Source organism: Sphingomonas sp. LR60 (assembly GCF_036855935.1).
GTDB lineage: Bacteria > Pseudomonadota > Alphaproteobacteria > Sphingomonadales > Sphingomonadaceae > Sphingomonas.
The window spans coordinates 2840724-2856703 of sequence record NZ_JASPFK010000001.1 but is presented as its reverse complement, the minus strand read 5'-3'; the positions used below and the strand labels follow the sequence as shown (position 1 = coordinate 2856703).

At 70.0% G+C, this 15980-nt stretch carries 16 protein-coding genes and 1 pseudogene; 5 read left to right on the top strand and 12 right to left on the bottom strand.

Annotated elements, in window-relative coordinates:
• From QP166_RS13350 to QP166_RS13305, 10 genes are read right to left on the bottom strand one after another with little or no spacing between them, the layout of a single operon-like run.
• The gene (locus QP166_RS13350) at window positions 1-1443 is read right to left on the bottom strand and encodes an eCIS core domain-containing protein (protein ID WP_333916345.1); all 1443 of its coding nucleotides are present in this window, start codon (window positions 1441-1443) and stop codon (window positions 1-3) included.
• Window positions 1440-2570, bottom strand: a complete 1131-nt coding sequence (locus tag QP166_RS13345) for an eCIS core domain-containing protein (protein ID WP_333916344.1) — start codon at window positions 2568-2570, stop codon at window positions 1440-1442. Before QP166_RS13345 ends, QP166_RS13350 begins: the two co-directional genes overlap by 4 nt.
• Entirely contained in the window at window positions 2567-2785 is a 219-nt protein-coding gene (locus QP166_RS13340; protein WP_333916343.1) for a hypothetical protein, read from the bottom strand. Before QP166_RS13340 ends, QP166_RS13345 begins: the two co-directional genes overlap by 4 nt.
• A complete protein-coding gene (locus QP166_RS13335; protein WP_333916342.1) occupies window positions 2782-4569 on the bottom strand; it encodes an ATP-binding protein in 1788 nt (595 codons plus the stop codon). The genes QP166_RS13340 and QP166_RS13335 overlap by 4 nt, the downstream gene beginning before the upstream one ends.
• Entirely contained in the window at window positions 4548-4832 is a 285-nt protein-coding gene (locus QP166_RS13330; protein WP_333916341.1) for a hypothetical protein, read from the bottom strand. Before QP166_RS13330 ends, QP166_RS13335 begins: the two co-directional genes overlap by 22 nt.
• Window positions 4829-6067 carry a DUF4255 domain-containing protein gene (locus tag QP166_RS13325; protein WP_333916340.1) on the bottom strand — a complete coding sequence of 413 codons (1239 nt, stop codon included), beginning with the start codon at window positions 6065-6067 and terminating at the stop codon, window positions 4829-4831. The genes QP166_RS13330 and QP166_RS13325 overlap by 4 nt, the downstream gene beginning before the upstream one ends.
• Window positions 6064-6873 (bottom strand): hypothetical protein, encoded by an 810-nt coding sequence (locus QP166_RS13320; RefSeq protein WP_333916339.1) that lies wholly within the window; start codon window positions 6871-6873, stop codon window positions 6064-6066. The genes QP166_RS13325 and QP166_RS13320 overlap by 4 nt, the downstream gene beginning before the upstream one ends.
• The gene (locus QP166_RS13315) at window positions 6870-7598 is read right to left on the bottom strand and encodes a T4 family baseplate hub assembly chaperone (RefSeq protein WP_333916338.1); all 729 of its coding nucleotides are present in this window, start codon (window positions 7596-7598) and stop codon (window positions 6870-6872) included. The genes QP166_RS13320 and QP166_RS13315 overlap by 4 nt, the downstream gene beginning before the upstream one ends.
• 6 nt (window positions 7599-7604) lie before the next feature.
• Window positions 7605-8132, bottom strand: a complete 528-nt coding sequence (locus tag QP166_RS13310; protein ID WP_333916337.1) for a phage tail protein — start codon at window positions 8130-8132, stop codon at window positions 7605-7607.
• A 15-nt stretch (window positions 8133-8147) separates the two neighbouring features.
• Window positions 8148-9905: a phage tail sheath family protein gene (locus QP166_RS13305; protein WP_333916336.1), complete on the bottom strand. Its 1758-nt coding sequence runs from the start codon at window positions 9903-9905 to the stop codon at window positions 8148-8150.
• A gap of 668 nt (window positions 9906-10573) precedes the next feature.
• On the opposite strand from QP166_RS13305, the gene QP166_RS13300 reads away from it, so the two are divergent.
• Genes QP166_RS13300 through QP166_RS13285 form a run of 4 tightly spaced genes read left to right on the top strand, consistent with a single transcriptional unit; the run spans window position 10574 to window position 14220 of the window.
• Window positions 10574-12052, top strand: a complete 1479-nt coding sequence (locus QP166_RS13300) for a hypothetical protein (protein WP_333916335.1) — start codon at window positions 10574-10576, stop codon at window positions 12050-12052.
• A 23-nt stretch (window positions 12053-12075) separates the two neighbouring features.
• Window positions 12076-13398, top strand: coding sequence for a glycoside hydrolase family protein (locus QP166_RS13295; RefSeq protein ID WP_333917348.1), 1323 nt, complete (start codon window positions 12076-12078; stop codon window positions 13396-13398).
• Window positions 13399-13423: 25 nt separating this feature from the next.
• Window positions 13424-13849 (top strand): hypothetical protein, encoded by a 426-nt coding sequence (locus QP166_RS13290; RefSeq protein ID WP_333916334.1) that lies wholly within the window; start codon window positions 13424-13426, stop codon window positions 13847-13849.
• Complete coding sequence (locus tag QP166_RS13285) at window positions 13849-14220, top strand: hypothetical protein (RefSeq protein WP_333916333.1); 372 nt, start codon at window positions 13849-13851, stop codon at window positions 14218-14220. The genes QP166_RS13290 and QP166_RS13285 overlap by 1 nt, the downstream gene beginning before the upstream one ends.
• Window positions 14221-14391: 171 nt before the next feature.
• Here QP166_RS13285 and QP166_RS19040 read toward each other — a convergent pair.
• Both QP166_RS19040 and QP166_RS13280 read right to left on the bottom strand, forming a co-directional pair.
• Window positions 14392-14508, bottom strand: a pseudogene (locus QP166_RS19040) (PEPxxWA-CTERM sorting domain-containing protein); the annotation flags it as partial.
• A 368-nt stretch (window positions 14509-14876) separates the two neighbouring features.
• Window positions 14877-15245: an EamA family transporter gene (locus tag QP166_RS13280; RefSeq protein ID WP_333916332.1), complete on the bottom strand. Its 369-nt coding sequence runs from the start codon at window positions 15243-15245 to the stop codon at window positions 14877-14879.
• On the opposite strand from QP166_RS13280, the gene QP166_RS13275 reads away from it, so the two are divergent.
• Window positions 15244-15960, top strand: coding sequence for an IS6 family transposase (locus tag QP166_RS13275; RefSeq protein ID WP_333916331.1), 717 nt, complete (start codon window positions 15244-15246; stop codon window positions 15958-15960). The two genes, QP166_RS13280 and QP166_RS13275, sit on opposite strands and share 2 nt — an antisense overlap.
• Window positions 15961-15980: the final 20 nt, after the last annotated feature.

The following is a 15980-nucleotide window of genomic DNA, read 5'->3' as shown; positions in this document are numbered from 1 at the left end:
TCAGTCCCTCGATGCTGTGCCCCGATCGTGCCGCCTGCGGGATCTGCTCCGGTTCGGGCGAGGGTTCGGCAGCGGGTTTGGGGCGGGGAAGGGGAGGATCTTGCCGTCCGGCACCGCCTCGGGCACCGGCGCGGTCTGTGGTTCGGGCCCGGTCTGCGGTTCGGCTACCGGACGGCTGCCGCCGTGCGGTACGGGCACGGGCAACGTCTTGGGCACGGGCATCGTCCTGGGTGCCGGCACTGGAACCTTCTTCTTCTGTTCCTGCTTGGCGCGCTGCTTTCGCCCGGTGACCTCGACGGTATAGCCCATCAGCCCTGGCGCACACCAATTGGTGCGCAGCCGCGCCGCGGTGCCGTTCGGCAGCGCCAGCGCCAGGTCCGGCGGCGTGTAGCTGCCCGGCAGCATCGGCGACACCACCTTGATCCCCTGTACCGCGCGCCACGCCGCCTGCGCGTCGTCGCGCGCATTGCCCTGGTCGATGTAGCGCAGCAGCTGTTCCTCGCCGTCGATCAGGCACGGCACCACAGCCGGTTTGATCTCCGCGACCTGCAACACGCCGGTCGGGCCGAGCACCGCCAGATCGGGAAACCCCAGCCCGGCGCCGCCGCCGGTCAACTGCGGCTTGATGACCTTGTCGTCGCCGCCGCAGATCCCCTGCGAGCGCAGCGCCCCGGCCGAGGCGCCGGGAATGGCGATCTGCACCGCGCCCTTCACGCGCGACTGGAAATCGCGGCCGATGATCGCGTGTACCACGCTTCCCGATATCAGGCTGACCGGGCTGGGCGCGGCCAGCATGGCGCGGCAGCCGTCCAGCGAGCGCTGCACGATCCGCCCGCCGCCCTGCTGCCCGCCTCCTTGCTGCCCGCCTCCTTGCTGAACGACATGCGTCAGCTCGTGCGCCAGCAGCGTGCGCCCGTCCGCCGTCGCCGGTGCGAAGCGCCCGGCGGCGAACACGATGTCGCTGCCGACGGTATAGGCGAGCGCGCCGATCTCCGCCGCCGACCGTGCCGCCGCCGTGCCGCTGTGCACGCGCACCCCCGAGAAATCGTGGCCAAAGCGCGCCTGCATGTCGGCGCGCGTGGCACCGTCCAGCGCACTGCCTGCCTCGTGCAGCGCCGCGTCGACGCTCGCCGGCGCTTGCGCTGCCGGTGCGGCATGTGCGCCGGCGAACCGCTGGATCCGCGGCGCGACGCGGCCGGCGCGCGGCGACACCGGATCGGCGAGCACCCGCGCCGCGACGCGGTCCGCCTCGCGCTCGTAAGGATCGTCGACCGGGCCGATCGCCAGCCGCGGTTGCAGCGGCGGCCTCTTGCGGCGGCAGTCGGTGCACGCCTCGCCGCCGGGCGTGTGCGTGCCGCACGCGCCGCACTTGCGCTGGATCGACAGCGCCGCGCGCTGCGTCGGCGGCGGCGCGGTGCGTGTGGCGTGCTGCTGCGCGGTCACGGCGTCGCGCCTTTCGCGGGCGCTTTGCCGGTGATGTCGTCGGGCTTGTCGGGGGTCTGCCCGCTCAGGCAATGGACGTAATTGGCCCAGCTGTCCGCCGCGGTGAAGTCGCCCTTTTCGGTACAGTCGAACGTCATGAAATAACCTTCGGTGACATCCGCCTTGCCGATCCCTTTGACGTGCGCCATCTCGTGGATCATCGTGCGGATCTGCTGCTCGGGGCCGGACGTGAAGAACGCCGGGCACAGCACGATCGGCGCGCGATGATCGCGGACATAGCCGCCGCGCGCCCTGCACTCGGAATCGCCCGCGCCGCCCACCTGCACCGACACGCTGATCAGCCCGCCGCCCATCCCGGCCAGGATGTCGTCGATCTGCTCCATGTTGGGATCGGCCCAAACGAACTTGATCTTCGCCAGCGCGCGCGCCGCCGCCGCCTGCGCCGCGCCCTCGATGCCGCTGGCCCGGAAGCGCGCGATCTGCGTGCGGATCGCCGCGGCCTTGCGCGCGGTGTCGATCACGCCCTGCTGCTTCGCGGTCGGCGTGACCGGCGGGACGACCTTCGGCGGCGCGGCCGTCGCGCCGCCCGCCTGCCGTTGCGGCGCCAGCATCCCCGCCGCGCCGGTGACCTGCGCCGTGCCGCCGGCCAGCACCTGCGCCGCCGCACGATCCGCCTCGGCCTCCAGAGGGCCGACATCCGCGACATGGCCGGCGACGCGCTGCACACCGCCCGACAGCCCGCGCTGCTGCACGGTATGCGCCAGCTCGTGCGCCAGCAGCCGCTTCCCGCCGGGCAGCGACGGCGCATATTCCCCCGCCGCGAAGTGGATCGCCTGCCCGACCGTGAAGGCGCGCGCGTCCATGTCGCGCGCGGCGGCATGGCTGTCCGCGCGGTCGTGCACCCGCACGCCGGCGAAGCTGCGCCCGAAGCCTGCCTCCATCTCCGCGCGCACCCTCGGCTCGATCGCGCGTCCGCCGCCCGACGGCAGCGGCACCGCGTGACCGGCCGCCGCGCACGCCGTACAGTGTCCGCCACCCGGCACATGCGTCCCGCACGCGCATTTGCGCTGCACCGCCAGCGTCGCAGGTGGCGTCCACGTCGTCGCCGTGGCGTGCGCGCGCTTCATCGGCCGAGTTCCGCGACGATCGCCGCACCGATCCGCCCGCCCAGCGCCGCGTCCGCCGGCGTCGCGACGCCCGGCGTTCCCGCCCCCGGCAACGCGTCGTCCGTCAACTGCCGCGCCAGCGCCGCCGCTACCGCCGCCCGCACTGCCGCATCATCCGGCGCGCGCGCGTCATGCGCTTCGACCACCAGCCGATCGATGTGCAGGTTGACGATCATGCGGTGTCCTCCACCGGTTCCAGCCAGCGGAAATCGCTCTCGTTGATTGGCTTGTCGACCTTCAGGAACTCGCGCCGCGCCGCCTCCAGCACCACCGGCATGGTCAGCGCGCCCCCCGCCGCGGCGGCGGCGAAGGCGGCGTTCAGCGCGATATTGTGGATGTTGCCGCCGGTCACGTTCAGCCGCGCCAGGCGTGCGAAATCCAGCGCGCTCGTGTCGACGGCCGCGGGGAACACCTTGCGCCAGATTTCCGTGCGCTCGGGGGCGCCGGGGAAGGGGAAGTTGACGATGAAGCGCAGCCGCCGCACGAACGCCTGATCCAGCGACGCCTTCATGTTGGTCGTCAGGATCGCCAGCCCGCGATAGCTCTCCATCCGCTGCAACAGGTAATTAACCTCGATATTGGCATAGCGGTCGTGGCTGTCGTTCACCTCGCTGCGCTTGCCGAACAGCGCGTCGGCCTCGTCGAAGAACAGCACCGCGCCGCCGTCCTCGGCCGCGTCGAACAGCGTGCGCAGGTTCTTCTCGGTTTCGCCGATGAACTTGCTGACCACCCCCGACAGGTCGATGCGATACAGCAGCAGGTTCAGCTCGCCGGCCAGCGCCTCGGCCGCCATCGTCTTGCCGGTGCCGCTGTCGCCCGCGAACAGCACGCTGATCCCCAGCCCCCGGTTCAGCCGCGCGCGAAAGCCCCAATCGTCGTACACCGCGCTGCGATGGCGGACCTGCGCGGCGATTTCGGCCAGTTGCGCGCGCTCGCGCACCGGCAATTCGATGTCGCCCCACCGCGCCTTGGGCACGATCGCCTGCGCCAGCGTGTCCAGCGCCGGCCGCGTCTCGTGCAGCGCGGCCGACCACAAGGCCGCTTCGTCCTCGCCCGCCTCCGCCGCGATCGCCCGGATGCGCGCGCCGTCCAGATCGAACTGCCCGGTCAACAGCGCCGCCTGCGTCGCGCCGCCCGTGCCCAGCGCGGCGAGCCACAATTGTTGCTGTTCCGCGGGCAACGGCTTGTCGACCGCATGGGATACCGCCGGCCGCGTCAGCGGCGGTGTCGCGCCGGCCGCCGCGACGAACACCAGCCCGGCCAGACTGTCCAGCAACCGCGCCACTGCCGGCAGGTGCGCCGCCTCGGCATCCTCGGCATCGACGTATAGCGCGATCGGCAACAGCGCCGCCTCGCGCTGCCACAGCCGCACGAACGTCTGGTTCTCGGCCAGTGCCGCCGGGATGCCGTCCGCGCGCAGCCGGTACAGCGTCATCCCCATCTGCGTCGCGACGCTGCGCGCGATCTCCAGCTTGCCCGCCGCACAGCGCCCGCTCAGCCGGAACAGCGGCGGCCGCGCGCCGTCCGCCAGCTGTGCGACGATCGCATCGGCGGTCGCGGCATGGCTGGGCGGCAGCGCGCCCGCCCCGTCGTCCGCGCCGACGATCGCGACCAGCGGCGACAGCCGATCGTCGAGATAGTTCAGGCCCTTGATGTAATTGACGATCCGCTCGTCGGCGCGTAGCGGGCTGGTCACCAGCGCGGTTGCGCCCGGTTGATGGATGTCGATCAACCGCCAGTAGCGCAGCGGTCGTTCCGGCGACATCACGTCCCACGCCGGATCGTCTAGCGTTGCCAGCGCCAGCGCGAAGGTCGGCCCGTCCTGTTGCGCGCCGGACAGCGTGCGCGAACATAGCGCGCCGAAACCGGTGTCGAATTCCATCGCCGCGCACATCAGCAGCACCTGCCGCTCGAACTCGCTCAGCCCCAGTCGCTGGCTCAGCACCACCAGCGCGGGCACATATTTCGCGCTTGCCTCCGGCGCGTCCTCGCCGGTGACGGGGCCGGCGACGCTGTCGACCGGGGGGCGACCGGCTCGGCGGCCGGCGTCGTTGCATGCGGGCGGAACCAGCGTTGCAGCGTGGCGGAAAACGGGCGCACGGTCGCGGCGACCGGCACTGGCAACGGCTGGTCGGCACGCGCCGCCAGCCGCGCGCGCAGCGCCTTCAACTCGCCGTCGAGATAGCGGTTGTTGGCGGACAACCAGCGGTCGATCTCGCTCATGACACCACCAGCGTCTGTGCGGGGTCGAACGCCGGCAGCGGCGGCGTGCCGGACGCGACCACCGGAATGCTGTCTACGCCGTCGACGCGCAGCCGGACGACATAGGAACCCGCAGCGCCGACCTGCGGCACGGTGAAGCCCAGCGTCGACGGCTGCGTGGTATCGGCCGGCGTCGTCACCGTGTCCGGCGCGACCTGCCGGTCGCCGAGGATCAGCACGGCGCGCTGCCCGTCGCGCAGCCGCGGCGTACAGGTGACGGTCAGCGCGACGTCGCCGGCGGTGGCGGTCAGCGGGTCGACCACGATCCGCGGCGCGATCGCGAGCGGCAGCGCGTTGCTGGACAGCGGCGGCACCCCTGCGCGCGTCTGGCGCAGGCTGAGCAGATGCCAGCCGGGGTGCCAGCGCGCCATGGCCGCCGCATCGTCGTCGATCCGCACGCCGACACCCGCCGCCCCGCCGGTCAGCGGCAGTTCGATCGCGACCGCGTTCAGCGCGCTGGCGACCACCGCCACCGTGTCGCGCGTGGTCAGGTTCGCGCCGGTCACCAGCGCTTCCTCGCCCAGCCGCAGCGCGGGCTGCGCGCGGGGCGGCCGCACCGCCTCCAGCATCGGCAGCAGCCCGGCCGCGGCGACCGGGCCGCGGTCGTCCGCCCCGCGCGTCAGCACCGGCAACGGCGCGCGCACCGGCCGCCGGCTGTCGATCAGCACGACGCCCACCTCATAGGCGACCGAGATGCGGTACGGCGTCTGGAAGATCGTCCAGAGCTTCGACAATTCCTCGATGCTCATCGCGCGCGGCGTGATGCGGATGCGCTCGATCTGCCGGTCCAGGTCATTGCCGGCCAGCGCCGCGGCGATCTCCGCACTGCCGAGCAGCGCGTGATCGTGCAGCAGGCCCATCGCACTGCCCAGCGCGCGGTGGCTGGTGGCGTCATTGTCCGATTCGCCGCGCCCGTAAGCGGTCAGCAGATAGTGCAGGTTCAGCGCCAGCGGCGGTGTGCCCGTCTCGCCGGCGCGTACCTGCGCGGGCAGGTCGTGGTTGCGCCACGCCGCCGCCACCTGCGTCTCGAACAGGAACAGGTTCAGCTGCGCCTTCGTCACGCCCTTGCGCGCCAGATCGGGCGGCTGGGTCGTCACGTCCAGGTCGGCAAGGTCGACGTCGATCTGCGGCACCTGCCCCAGCAACAGGTTGCGCAGCGTCGCGGTGGTCGCGGCGATCGCGCGCGCGTTGCTCACCGCGCGCCGTCCCGCCCGCGCAGATAGTCGCCGAGCGTCTGCGGCGCGGCGGCGCGCGGCGAGGCCGGTCGGGTCGCAGCGGGCGCTGCGGCGGGCGCGCGCACGTCGATCCGCCCGATCGTGATGTTGACGACCGGCGGCGCGGGTGACGCGCTCGTCGCCGCGGTGTGGCGCGCCATCCCGAACACCGGCATCGCGGGCGATGCAGCGCCGCGGGCGTTTGCGGGCGTGTGCAGCCCCGGCATCGGCGCCGCGTCCGCCCGCGGCACGAGCATGACGATGCGCGGCTCGACCGGTGCGTGACCGGCGCGCGGCGGGGCCGGCGGCGATGTGGGGGTGCGAACGCCGGCCATGATCGGCGTCCGATCCACGCGCATCCGATCCGGCGCGCGTGGCGCGGCGAGCGCCGGCGCATCGACCGGCGGCGCGGCCTTCGCCAGTGACGCGGCGGCGGCGTCCGGTGCGGCGGGTGCCGGTCGCGGTGCCGCAACCGGCGCTGTCGCCGGCGTCGTGGTTGCCGGCGCCGCGCCGCGCGGTGCCGGCGCTGCGTCGTGCACGGCCGGCCGCGTGGGCGCGACCGTGGCTTCATCGCGCGCTGCCGGCGCCGGCGGTACGCGGTACAGCACCGCCGCGGGCCACGTCTCCGCCGACCCGTCGAGCGTCGCCGCCGACATCTCGGCGACCTGCTCGACCACTGCACCGCCACCGTCATCCTCGAACCGCGACGCCAGCCGCGGCTCCACCCGCGCGCCGTCGCCCACCGCCCGTGCCGCGATCCGCGTCAGGAAGTCGCCGCGCTCGTTCATCCTCCCACAAGCTCCAGGTACAGTGCGCGCCGCACCGGCCCTAGCGCGAGGATATCGGCCTCGCGCCAGTGATAGGCGCGCGCCAGCCGGTCGACGTCGCGCAGCATCCGCTCCGCCCAGTGATGGACCTCGCGCAGCAGATAGGCGGCGATGTCAAGGATCGCGACGAAGCCGTGCCCGCACGCCGAACAGTCCAGTTTCAATTCGACCACCGCCTGCGGATCGGCCTGCGCCATCCCCGCGACGATCGCCGGCACCGCCGCCGCGGGCAGCGTCGCGATGTCGCGCGGGTTTCCGGCATCGTCGTGCACCGTCACGCACCGCGCCAGCAGCGTGGCGCGCGCCTGCGCCGCATTCGCGCCCGCCGGGATCGCCGACAGGTCCGCGCTCGCCGGCGGGCGATAGGCGATGCGATAACCCGTGACCGCGACCGGCGGCACCGGCGCCGCGGGCGTCGCGACCCGCACGTCGTCGACCGCGAAGCCCGCTTCCAGCGTTTCGCCGCATGCCGGGCACGCCACCACCGTCGCCAGATCCGCGCCGAACAACGCCACGCGCAGGTCCAGCAACAAGGCATCGCGTACCCCCAGCGGCAGCGCGGCGATCGCCGCCTCGCTGCTGTCGGGCGTGAGCGCGGCCAGCAGCGCCACCGCGCGCCGCTGCACCGGCAGGTGCAGGCCGCGCTCCCAGGCGTCGAGCAGGCGGGCGGGGTCGGGCAGGGTCATCGCCGCCTACGCGGCCGGTTCGGTGAAGGTCGGCTCGGCGGGCTCGGCGACATCGTAATCGCGTTCCCAGCCCTCGGTTTCCAGCTTGATGTGCTGGATCGCGATCGCATTGGCGTTGGCGTCGAGATCGGGCAGCGCCTGATATTCCGACACCCAGCACCGGAACAGTTTGTACGCCAGCGCGACCTGTCCCGCCTCGTTATAGACCTCGACGATCAGGTCCTTGCGGAAATCCTTCAGCGATGTCTCCGCGCCCAGCCCGGAGGCATAGTTCCAGATCTTGTTGGCCCATTGCTCGAAATCCACGTCGTGCGTCACCCCGCGTTCCAGCGTGATCGCGTCGAATTCGGTGCGGCCCGGCGACTTGCGGCTGCTCGACGGGTCGCCGCCCTCGCGATGCTTGACCACTTCGGTTGTGCGTTTCAGGCCGGTGACCTTGCTGATCCCCGCGACGTAGCGCCCGTCCCATTTCACGCGGAACTTGAAGTTCTTGTACGGGTCGAACCGCGCTGCGTTGACGCTGAACTGTGCCATGACGGTGTCTCCCCCTTAGAGCTGGATCTGGCCGGCGATCTGCTGCAGCCGGACGATCACGAACTCCGCCGGCTTCAGCGGCGCGAAGCCGACCATGACGTTGACGATCCCCAGGTTGATGTCGTTCTGCGGCGTGGTTTCCTTGTCGCATTTGACGAAATACGCCTCGGCCGGGGTCTTCCCCTGGAATGCGCCCTGCCGGAACAGCCCGTTCATGAACGCGCCGACGTTCAGCCGGATCTGCGACCACAAGGGTTCGTCGTTCGGCTCGAACACCACCCATTGCGTGCCGCGGTACAGGCTCTCCTCGATGAACAGCGCGGTGCGGCGGACGGAGACATACTTATATTCGTCGCCCAGCTGGTCGGCACCGCGCAGCGTGCGCGCGCCCCACACCACGCGGCCGCTGGTGGGAAAGGCGCGCAGCGCGTTGATGCCCAACGGGTTCAGCATCCCGTTCTCGGCATCGCTCAGCCTGAACTGCAACCCCTGGACGCCGTTGATCGCGGCATCCAGCCCGGCCGGCGCCTTCCACACGCCGCGCGTCGCGTCGGTGCGCGCCATGATCCCCGCCACCGCGCCGCACGGCACGAACTGGTCGATCTGCCCGTCGCGCAGCGGATCGGCTTCCAGCAGCGGCGGAAAATACAGCGCGGCATTGCGTGCCGCCTCGCCGTTCAGCCCCAGCGCGGGCAACCCCGCCACCGCCGCCGCGGATGCGGTCACGGGATTGGCGCTCCATTCGAACGGCGCATCGACCAGCAACATCGCGCGCCGCGCCGCGCAACAGGCCATCGCCGCCTGCCATACCGGCGCGGTCGTGCTGGTGCCGCGCACGTCGGGCGGGACGCACAGCAGGTTGAACAGGTCGGCGCGGTCCAGCGCGTACAAGCCGGTCTGGTCCGCCTGCGTGCCGATATAGGCCGCGTCGTTCAGCGGCTGACCGTCATCGCCCTTCATCGCCGCTTCGGCGGTCTGCACCGCGGCGCGTGCCGTCGCGACCTTGGTCAGGTCGCCGGTCTTCATCGCCGCGGCCAGATCGGCTTCGGCCTGCGTGGTCGGGTCGGACAGCAGCGCCGTCGCCTCGGCCAGATCGTCGCGCGCCTTGTCGATCGTCGCTGGCACGGGCGGCGTGGCCGCCTGCGCCGCCGCCAGCGTCTGGCCCGCGGCGGTCGCCTTGCCGAGCAGCGGCAGCTTGTCGCCCGCCCCCGGCGCGGTATCGGACCTCCAGCGCACCAGCGACGATTCCGCGGCCAGCACCCGGTCGATGCGCCGCGCGCTGTCGGCCACCGTCACGTTCAGGAACCGCTCGGTCGTCGAACCGTAGCGGACCGTCAGGTTGAACAGCGCGTCGCCCGCCGCCAGCCCCAACCGCGCGTGCACCTCGTCCGACACGTTCGCGTCGATGGCGGCGCGCAGCCCGCGGCCCCAGGTGCCAGGGCTGGCCGCCGCCAGCGTCAGTCCGTCGACGGACAGCGTCGCGGTCGCGTCGGTCGCGGCGGCGGGATCGCGATACAGCCGCACGATCAACGCCTGTCCGCCACCGTTCAGGTAGAAGTCGCGCACCGCGTAACCCAGCGGCCGGTCCACCGCCAGGCCGCCGAACTGCCGCTCGAAATCGCCGAAGCTGTTGACGACGACCGGCGTGTTGATCGGCCCGGAGACGGTGCGCCCTACGAACGCGGCGATCGCAGTCGCGACCCCGGTGATCGTTCGCACGCCGCTCGGCACCTCCGCGATATAGACGCCCGGATAGCTCACTGCGACTGGCATCGCCGCCCCTCCCTCACACCGTTGGTTACGCGTGCAACTCGCCGTTCGGGGCGACGCAATGGTCGCCCGGACGCACGGCGCAACAATCACCGCGCCGCTACGAAGAGCGCGACGATCAGGTCGGCGGCGGATCGATGATCAGGCGTATGCGCCGAATGGCTCGGGCACATGGCTCGTCCGAAACCGAATATAACCGCAGCCTGTCGCTGTTTCGTGATCGCCACGGGTTCGTGGCAACAACGACTCGGTACCGGTTTGCTAATTAGATCATCAAATCGACACATCTACAATATTGATATTGATGATCAGAGTTTACCCCCGAAACGCCGAAACCAAGCGAAAGCCAATGAGTCTCCCATCCAGATAACCGTATTTTAATAAAGTATGTTATCTTATCGGACAGATGCAACATGTAGAAATCGATCTAGGGTGGCAATGTAAAGACGCCTGTTTGTCTACGACTGCAAGGGTGATTCCTTACTGTAAGCGGAAGTCCATTGACGAGCCCCGGCGTTAGGATCATTCCACACGTCAGGTCGCCCGACGAGCGCAGCCGAACTGCGTCGTCCTCGTGTTGATATCGGGGGTGGGACGAGTGACATATCTTTCGATAACGGACGGCCGTAACCGTCAACTTCTGACCCGCGTCGTGCACGTCGAGGCGTCAGATGCCCGCGCTTGATGGCGGCCGCGTCGCCGCGATCCGCCCCGGTCTGCTCGATCCCAGCGGCCTGCCCGTCGTCACGATCTATCAGCGCAAGGACGGCGAATATGTCGTCTACCAAAGCGACAATCGCGTGCTGGTGCAATTCGCCGACGACCTCGCCAGGGCTGACCAGCAGCGGCGTGCGCTCGCCCCGCTGTTGCCGCTGCGCGACGATATCGACGGGCTGACGCGGGAATGGCGTCACGCGACCCCGCATGGGCTGTTTGGCGAGCGTGATGTTCGGCGACTGGAGGCCAAGGCGCTGTTTCAGGACCGGCGCGTCAGCGGCGCGCTGGTGCAGGCGTTCGAGGACGACGTGCCCGGTGCGCAATTGCTGCTGGAGAAGATCAGGAGCGACATCGTCGGTGAGCGCGTCGCCGCGGCGCGCTTCGAATATCTGCTGACCGCCTTCGCCACCGCGCTGTTTGCGCTGTTCACCGCCTGGCTGCTGTCCTCGCTGCTGCCGGCCAGCGGCGCCAACGACGTGAAGTTGCAGGGGCGCGGGATGCTGGCGGTGGTCCTGCTGCTGGTGGTCGCGGCGATCGGTGGTGGACTGGCGGCGGCGGGCCGATGGACCCCGCGGATCGGCAACGGCCTGTTGTTCGCGGTGGTCGCGGTGCCGCTGGTCGCGGTGCTTGGCTGGGCGACGCTGCTGTGGTTCGCGCCCAACCTGTCGACCGCCGACCTGGGCGTCAGCCGCAGCGCGGCGGTCGGGCTAATCGCGCTGGGGATGGCGGGGGCGGTCGGGCTGGCGCTGGCCACCGCACACCGTCCGACGACCGTGTTGCGCACCGCGCTGGTGTTCGCGGTGATCGCGATCCCGCTGTTCGCGATCCTGATCTGGCCGCAGACGCCCGGCGTGCCGGTGGCGGGCGGGTACGGCGTTGGCATCGACATGTGGCGCGGCTGCGCGGCCGGCGCGGTCGGCGCGTTCTTCTCGATCTCGCTGGCGATCCGTGGGCGCACCGTGCTGCCGGACCTTCTGCGCACCGCCAATCTGATGGACGCGGTGCTGCGCGTCACGATCGGTGCGATCGGCGGCGCTGTGCTGATCGCGCTCATCAAGGGTGGCGTGGTGCAGTTCAAGCTCAGCACCGATGTGCTGCTGTCGCCGCTGATCGCGGGTTTCTTCGCCGGCTTCTCCGAACGACTGGTGCCGGACATGCTGGAAAAGGCCGGTGAGAAGACGGCTGAATTCAATGCGAAGATGGCGGGTTCGCGGGCACAACGCGACTTTCGCGAACCGCCGCCGCCACTGCTGCCGACAGCGCCGTCGCCGCGGACCCCGGCCGCGACGCAGCCGCCCGGCGCGCCGGCGGTGAACGACAATCCCGTCGCCGACGACGATGTCGAGGTCGGCGCGGGCGGCTTCGACCTGAACGACGACGAGGCGACGCATGACGACGAACTGCCGGCCGCAGTCGGCGGGCTGGGGGCATAAGCGAACGGGGAGGGGGCGTGACGATGGCATATCATCTGACATGGATGGCCGAGGTGTTGCTGGCGGCCGGGTTGAAGGTGGCGGAATGCGACGGCTGGCGCGACCGCGGCCGGGCGGAGATGGGCACGGTGCGCGGCGTCATGTGCCACCACACCGGGACGCCGCAGCCCGGCAACATGCCGACGCTGAACGTGCTGCTGAACGGCCGGCCCGATCTGCGCGGGCCGCTGGCGAACCTCGGTCTCGGCCGCGACGGCACTTTCTATCTGGTCGCCGCCGGACGCGCGAACCACGCCGGCATCGGCCGCTTCCGTGACATCACCGCCGGCAACGCCAGCTTCATCGGGATCGAGGCGGAGCATAGCGGCAACCCCGCCGACCCGTGGCCGGAGGTGCAGCGCGACGCCTATGAACGCGGCGTTGCGGCGCTGCTGCGCCAGATCGGCGCGTCGTCCGATTTCTGCGTCGCGCACAAGGAATGGGCGCTGCCGGCCGGGCGCAAGGTCGATCCGTGTTTCGACATGGCCGCCATCCGCGACGCGGTGAGCGGCTGGCTGCTCGGTCGTGCGCCGCCGCCGCCGATCCTGCTCGCCGATCCGGCGGGCCGCCCGACGCTGCGCCGCGGCGAGGAAGGCGATGCGGTCGAATCGATGCAGGACATGCTCGAGGTCCGCGCTGACGGGCGCTTTGGCCCGAAGACCGAGGCGGCGCTGCGCGCGTGGCAATTGGCGCATGCGCTGGTCCCGGACGGCATCTGCGGGCCGAAGACGTGGATCGCCCTGACCGACGCCGCACAGGCGCCGCCGGCCATCGCGCCGGTCGCGGTGAACGACGCGGCCGAGGACGGGGCGCTCACGATCACCCCCAAGGGCATTGCGCTGATCCATCAATTCGAGGGTTGCGCGCGGCGCAACTCCGATGGCCATTTCGAGGCTTATCCCGATCCCGGCAGCCGCAACGGCCGGCCGTGGACGATCGGCTGGGGCACGACGGGCAGCGACATCGTCAAGGGGCTGGTCTGGACCCAGCAGCAATGCGACGATCGCTTCGCCGCGCATCTCCAGCGCTACGAGGAGCAGGTGCGACAGGCGCTGGCCGGCGCCCCCACGACGCAGAACCAGTTCGATGCGCTGGTGTCCTTCCACTACAACACCGGCGCGATCGGCTCGGCGACGCTGACCAGACGCCACCGCGCCGGCGACTGGCCGGGCGCGCTCGCCGAATTCGCGCGCTGGGTGCGCAACGACGGCAAGGTGCTACCCGGGCTGGTCCGCCGCCGGCAGGCCGAGGCCGCGCTTTACGCCTTGTCCGACGCCGGGGAGGTCGCACGCCATGCACAGGGTTGAGCTTCGCCGCACCGCGGCGCTGGCGGTGTTGCTGCTGGCAGGATGCGGCAAGATCGGCGCCCCGGCGTTCGCGTCCGATCCGCAGATGGTCGGCCTGAATGCGGCACTCGCCGCGCAGGCGCAGTCCTTCTACGACGCGCTTCCCGCGAAGACCGCGCCCGAGTGTGGTTATGCCGCGAACGAGCCGGGCTATGCGGCCATGCAACAACAGGCCACCGCCATCGCCACGCGCGCCGCCGTCGATCCGCGCGACGCATCGTTGCGCCGCGCCGCCGACGCATTGCGCCGCACCATCGACGGCGCCGCGGAAAGCCATCGGCGCGCGTCGGCCCAAACCGACGGACGCTTCGGCCTGTGCATGGCGCCCGCGGCGATCGCGCTCGACGCCGATGCGGTGGCGCGCGCCACCACGGCGGTCGCCGATCTCGAACGCGCGCGCGGAGACCGCTGATGCTGCTCGACATTCCGCTGATCGCCGCTGGCATGGCCGGGGCGTTCCTGTCGTCGCTGCGCAAGGACAGCGCCACGATCCGCGCGCTGGCGGGGGACGAGGCGCAGAAGCTGACGCGCGCGCTCACCACCATCGCGCAATTGCTGGAAAGCGGCGACATCGATGCCGAGGAGGCGGAGGCGTTGATCGACGTGCAGCGCGCCGCGACCGAGGCGGTCTTCGCCTCGCTGGAGGGGATCGGTCGCGTCGCCGCGCGCCGCGCCACCCGCGCTGGACTGACCAGCGCGGTCACCGCCTTCGACGGCGTTATCGGCTTCCCGCTTCTCGCCGGCCTGACCGCCGCCGCGGCCCCGCGCGTCGCCGACGGCTGAACCGGAAACAAGCTGCAACCCGGCTCACCAAGAAGAAATAGGGCTTCGTCAGTCGAGATGCACCGGCTGGTACTGGGGTGATGGTAGGGTAGGGACATGCCTCGCCCGCGCGAGCCAGGAGCCACCACTAAGTTAGATGGAGGCTCATGCCCCAGTTTCTCCTGTGTTGGCCTAAGCAAATGAGACGTTCAATTGGCGTGGACGGCGAAGGCGCAGCGCGCTGCCCGAAACGGCAAATCCGACGATCATCATCGACCAAGAAGCTGGTTCCGGAACAACTGCCACTCGAATGCTTTCGGCACGGCCCAGTACCGTTCCCCCATCGGTATAGCCCGCGCCGTAGCTGACGCCGCCTCCGAAATCACCGTTGCTCCAGAAGTTGATGGCTACGCTGCCAGTGGTCTTAAAAACCAGACCATAGATGTCTTAGGAGGCCGCCTGTGACTCCGGCAACTGCTCGTGCGGGTCGATCCTGCTTCCCCGTTTCTCCGTCGTCATCTGCCAATTTCAGCAAACTGCAATTGGGAACAGATTTCGGGAAAGCAGCTTCCCAGCAAGAGGCTGCCGGGGCCGACCGCGGCGCGGCTTCTGGTTATAGGTTCCCATACGGCAATACGGGCTTGGCTGCGCCACGCCCGTATTGCCGTATTCTGGCATCAGCCAGCTCTATACCGAAAGACGATCAGCAGACCAAGGACGACCAAAGCAAGGCCGCCCATCATCAGCGCGGACATGGGATTGCCGAGGAACGCCCAATCCATCGCCGCAGTGACACCCGGTACAAGGTAGAACAGGCTGGTGACGTTGACGAGGTTGCCGCGTGCTATCAGTCGGTAGAGCAGGAACGTGGTGCCGACCGAAATGACGAAGCCGAGCCACAGAACCGGCAGCAGGAATCCGGCATCCCAAGATGCTCTGAACTCACCGAGAGGTGACACTGCGACCGCGAATGCGAGTCCGACAGGCACCGTCAAAGCAAATGCACCGGCTGGTAATCGGGCGATAGGGAGGTAGGGCAAGGCCATGCCCCGTCCGCGCAAGCCAGCCTCGCCATTTCGCTACTTCAACTCGTCGCCCGAGGTGATCCGGCTGGTGGTGCTCATGTACGTGCGGTTTCCGCTGAGCCTGCGGAACGTGGAGGACCTGCTGTTCGAGCGCGGGATCGACATCTGCCACGAGACGGTCAGGTTGTGGTGGAACAGGTTTGGTCCGCTGTTTGCCGGTGACATCCGTCGCCAGCGGGTAAGCCGGATGCGCGGCTTTCGTCACTGGCGCTGGCACCTGGACGAGATGTACGTGAAGCTGAACGGCGAGATGGTCTACCTGTGGCGGGCGGTGGACCACGAGGGCGAGGTGCTGGAAAGCTACGTCACCCGAAGCCGCGACAAGGCAGCTGCACTCGCGTTCATGAAGAAGGCGCTGAAGCGGCATGGTTCGCCCGAGGCGATCACCACCGATGGTCTGCGCAGCTACGGCGCAGCGATGAACGAGCTGGGCAATCGCGAGAAGCAGCAGACCGCTCGCTGGGCGAACAACCGGGTGGAAAACAGCCACCTGCCGTTCCGACGACGAGAGCGGGCAATGCAGCGGTTCCGGCAGATGAAGACGCTGCAGAAGTTCGCCTCTGTCCACGCCAACGTCCACAACCACTTCAGCCTGGAGCGCCACCTCATCGATCGACAGACCTACCGGGAACGACGCTCCGCCGCGCTGGCGGAGTGGCAGGCGCTCGTCAGCTAAACGTCGCTGTCAAAGACCAA

Excerpts from the sequence above, each read along its gene's own strand:
- QP166_RS13345 (WP_333916344.1), bottom strand. The coding sequence starts at position 2,570 with ATGAAGCGCGCGCACGCCACGGCGACGACGTGGACGCCACCTGCGACG.
- QP166_RS13340 (WP_333916343.1), bottom strand. The coding sequence starts at position 2,785 with ATGATCGTCAACCTGCACATCGATCGGCTGGTGGTCGAAGCGCATGAC.
- QP166_RS13330 (WP_333916341.1), bottom strand. The coding sequence starts at position 4,832 with ATGAGCGAGATCGACCGCTGGTTGTCCGCCAACAACCGCTATCTCGAC.
- QP166_RS13320 (WP_333916339.1), bottom strand. The coding sequence starts at position 6,873 with ATGAACGAGCGCGGCGACTTCCTGACGCGGATCGCGGCACGGGCGGTG.
- QP166_RS13315 (WP_333916338.1), bottom strand. The coding sequence starts at position 7,598 with ATGACCCTGCCCGACCCCGCCCGCCTGCTCGACGCCTGGGAGCGCGGC.
- QP166_RS13310 (WP_333916337.1), bottom strand. The coding sequence starts at position 8,132 with ATGGCACAGTTCAGCGTCAACGCAGCGCGGTTCGACCCGTACAAGAAC.
- QP166_RS13305 (WP_333916336.1), bottom strand. The coding sequence starts at position 9,905 with ATGCCAGTCGCAGTGAGCTATCCGGGCGTCTATATCGCGGAGGTGCCG.
- QP166_RS13300 (WP_333916335.1), top strand. The coding sequence starts at position 10,574 with ATGCCCGCGCTTGATGGCGGCCGCGTCGCCGCGATCCGCCCCGGTCTG.
- QP166_RS13295 (WP_333917348.1), top strand. The coding sequence starts at position 12,076 with ATGGCATATCATCTGACATGGATGGCCGAGGTGTTGCTGGCGGCCGGG.
- QP166_RS13285 (WP_333916333.1), top strand. The coding sequence starts at position 13,849 with ATGCTGCTCGACATTCCGCTGATCGCCGCTGGCATGGCCGGGGCGTTC.
- QP166_RS13275 (WP_333916331.1), top strand. The coding sequence starts at position 15,244 with ATGCCCCGTCCGCGCAAGCCAGCCTCGCCATTTCGCTACTTCAACTCG.
- QP166_RS13280 (WP_333916332.1), bottom strand. The coding sequence starts at position 15,245 with ATGGCCTTGCCCTACCTCCCTATCGCCCGATTACCAGCCGGTGCATTT.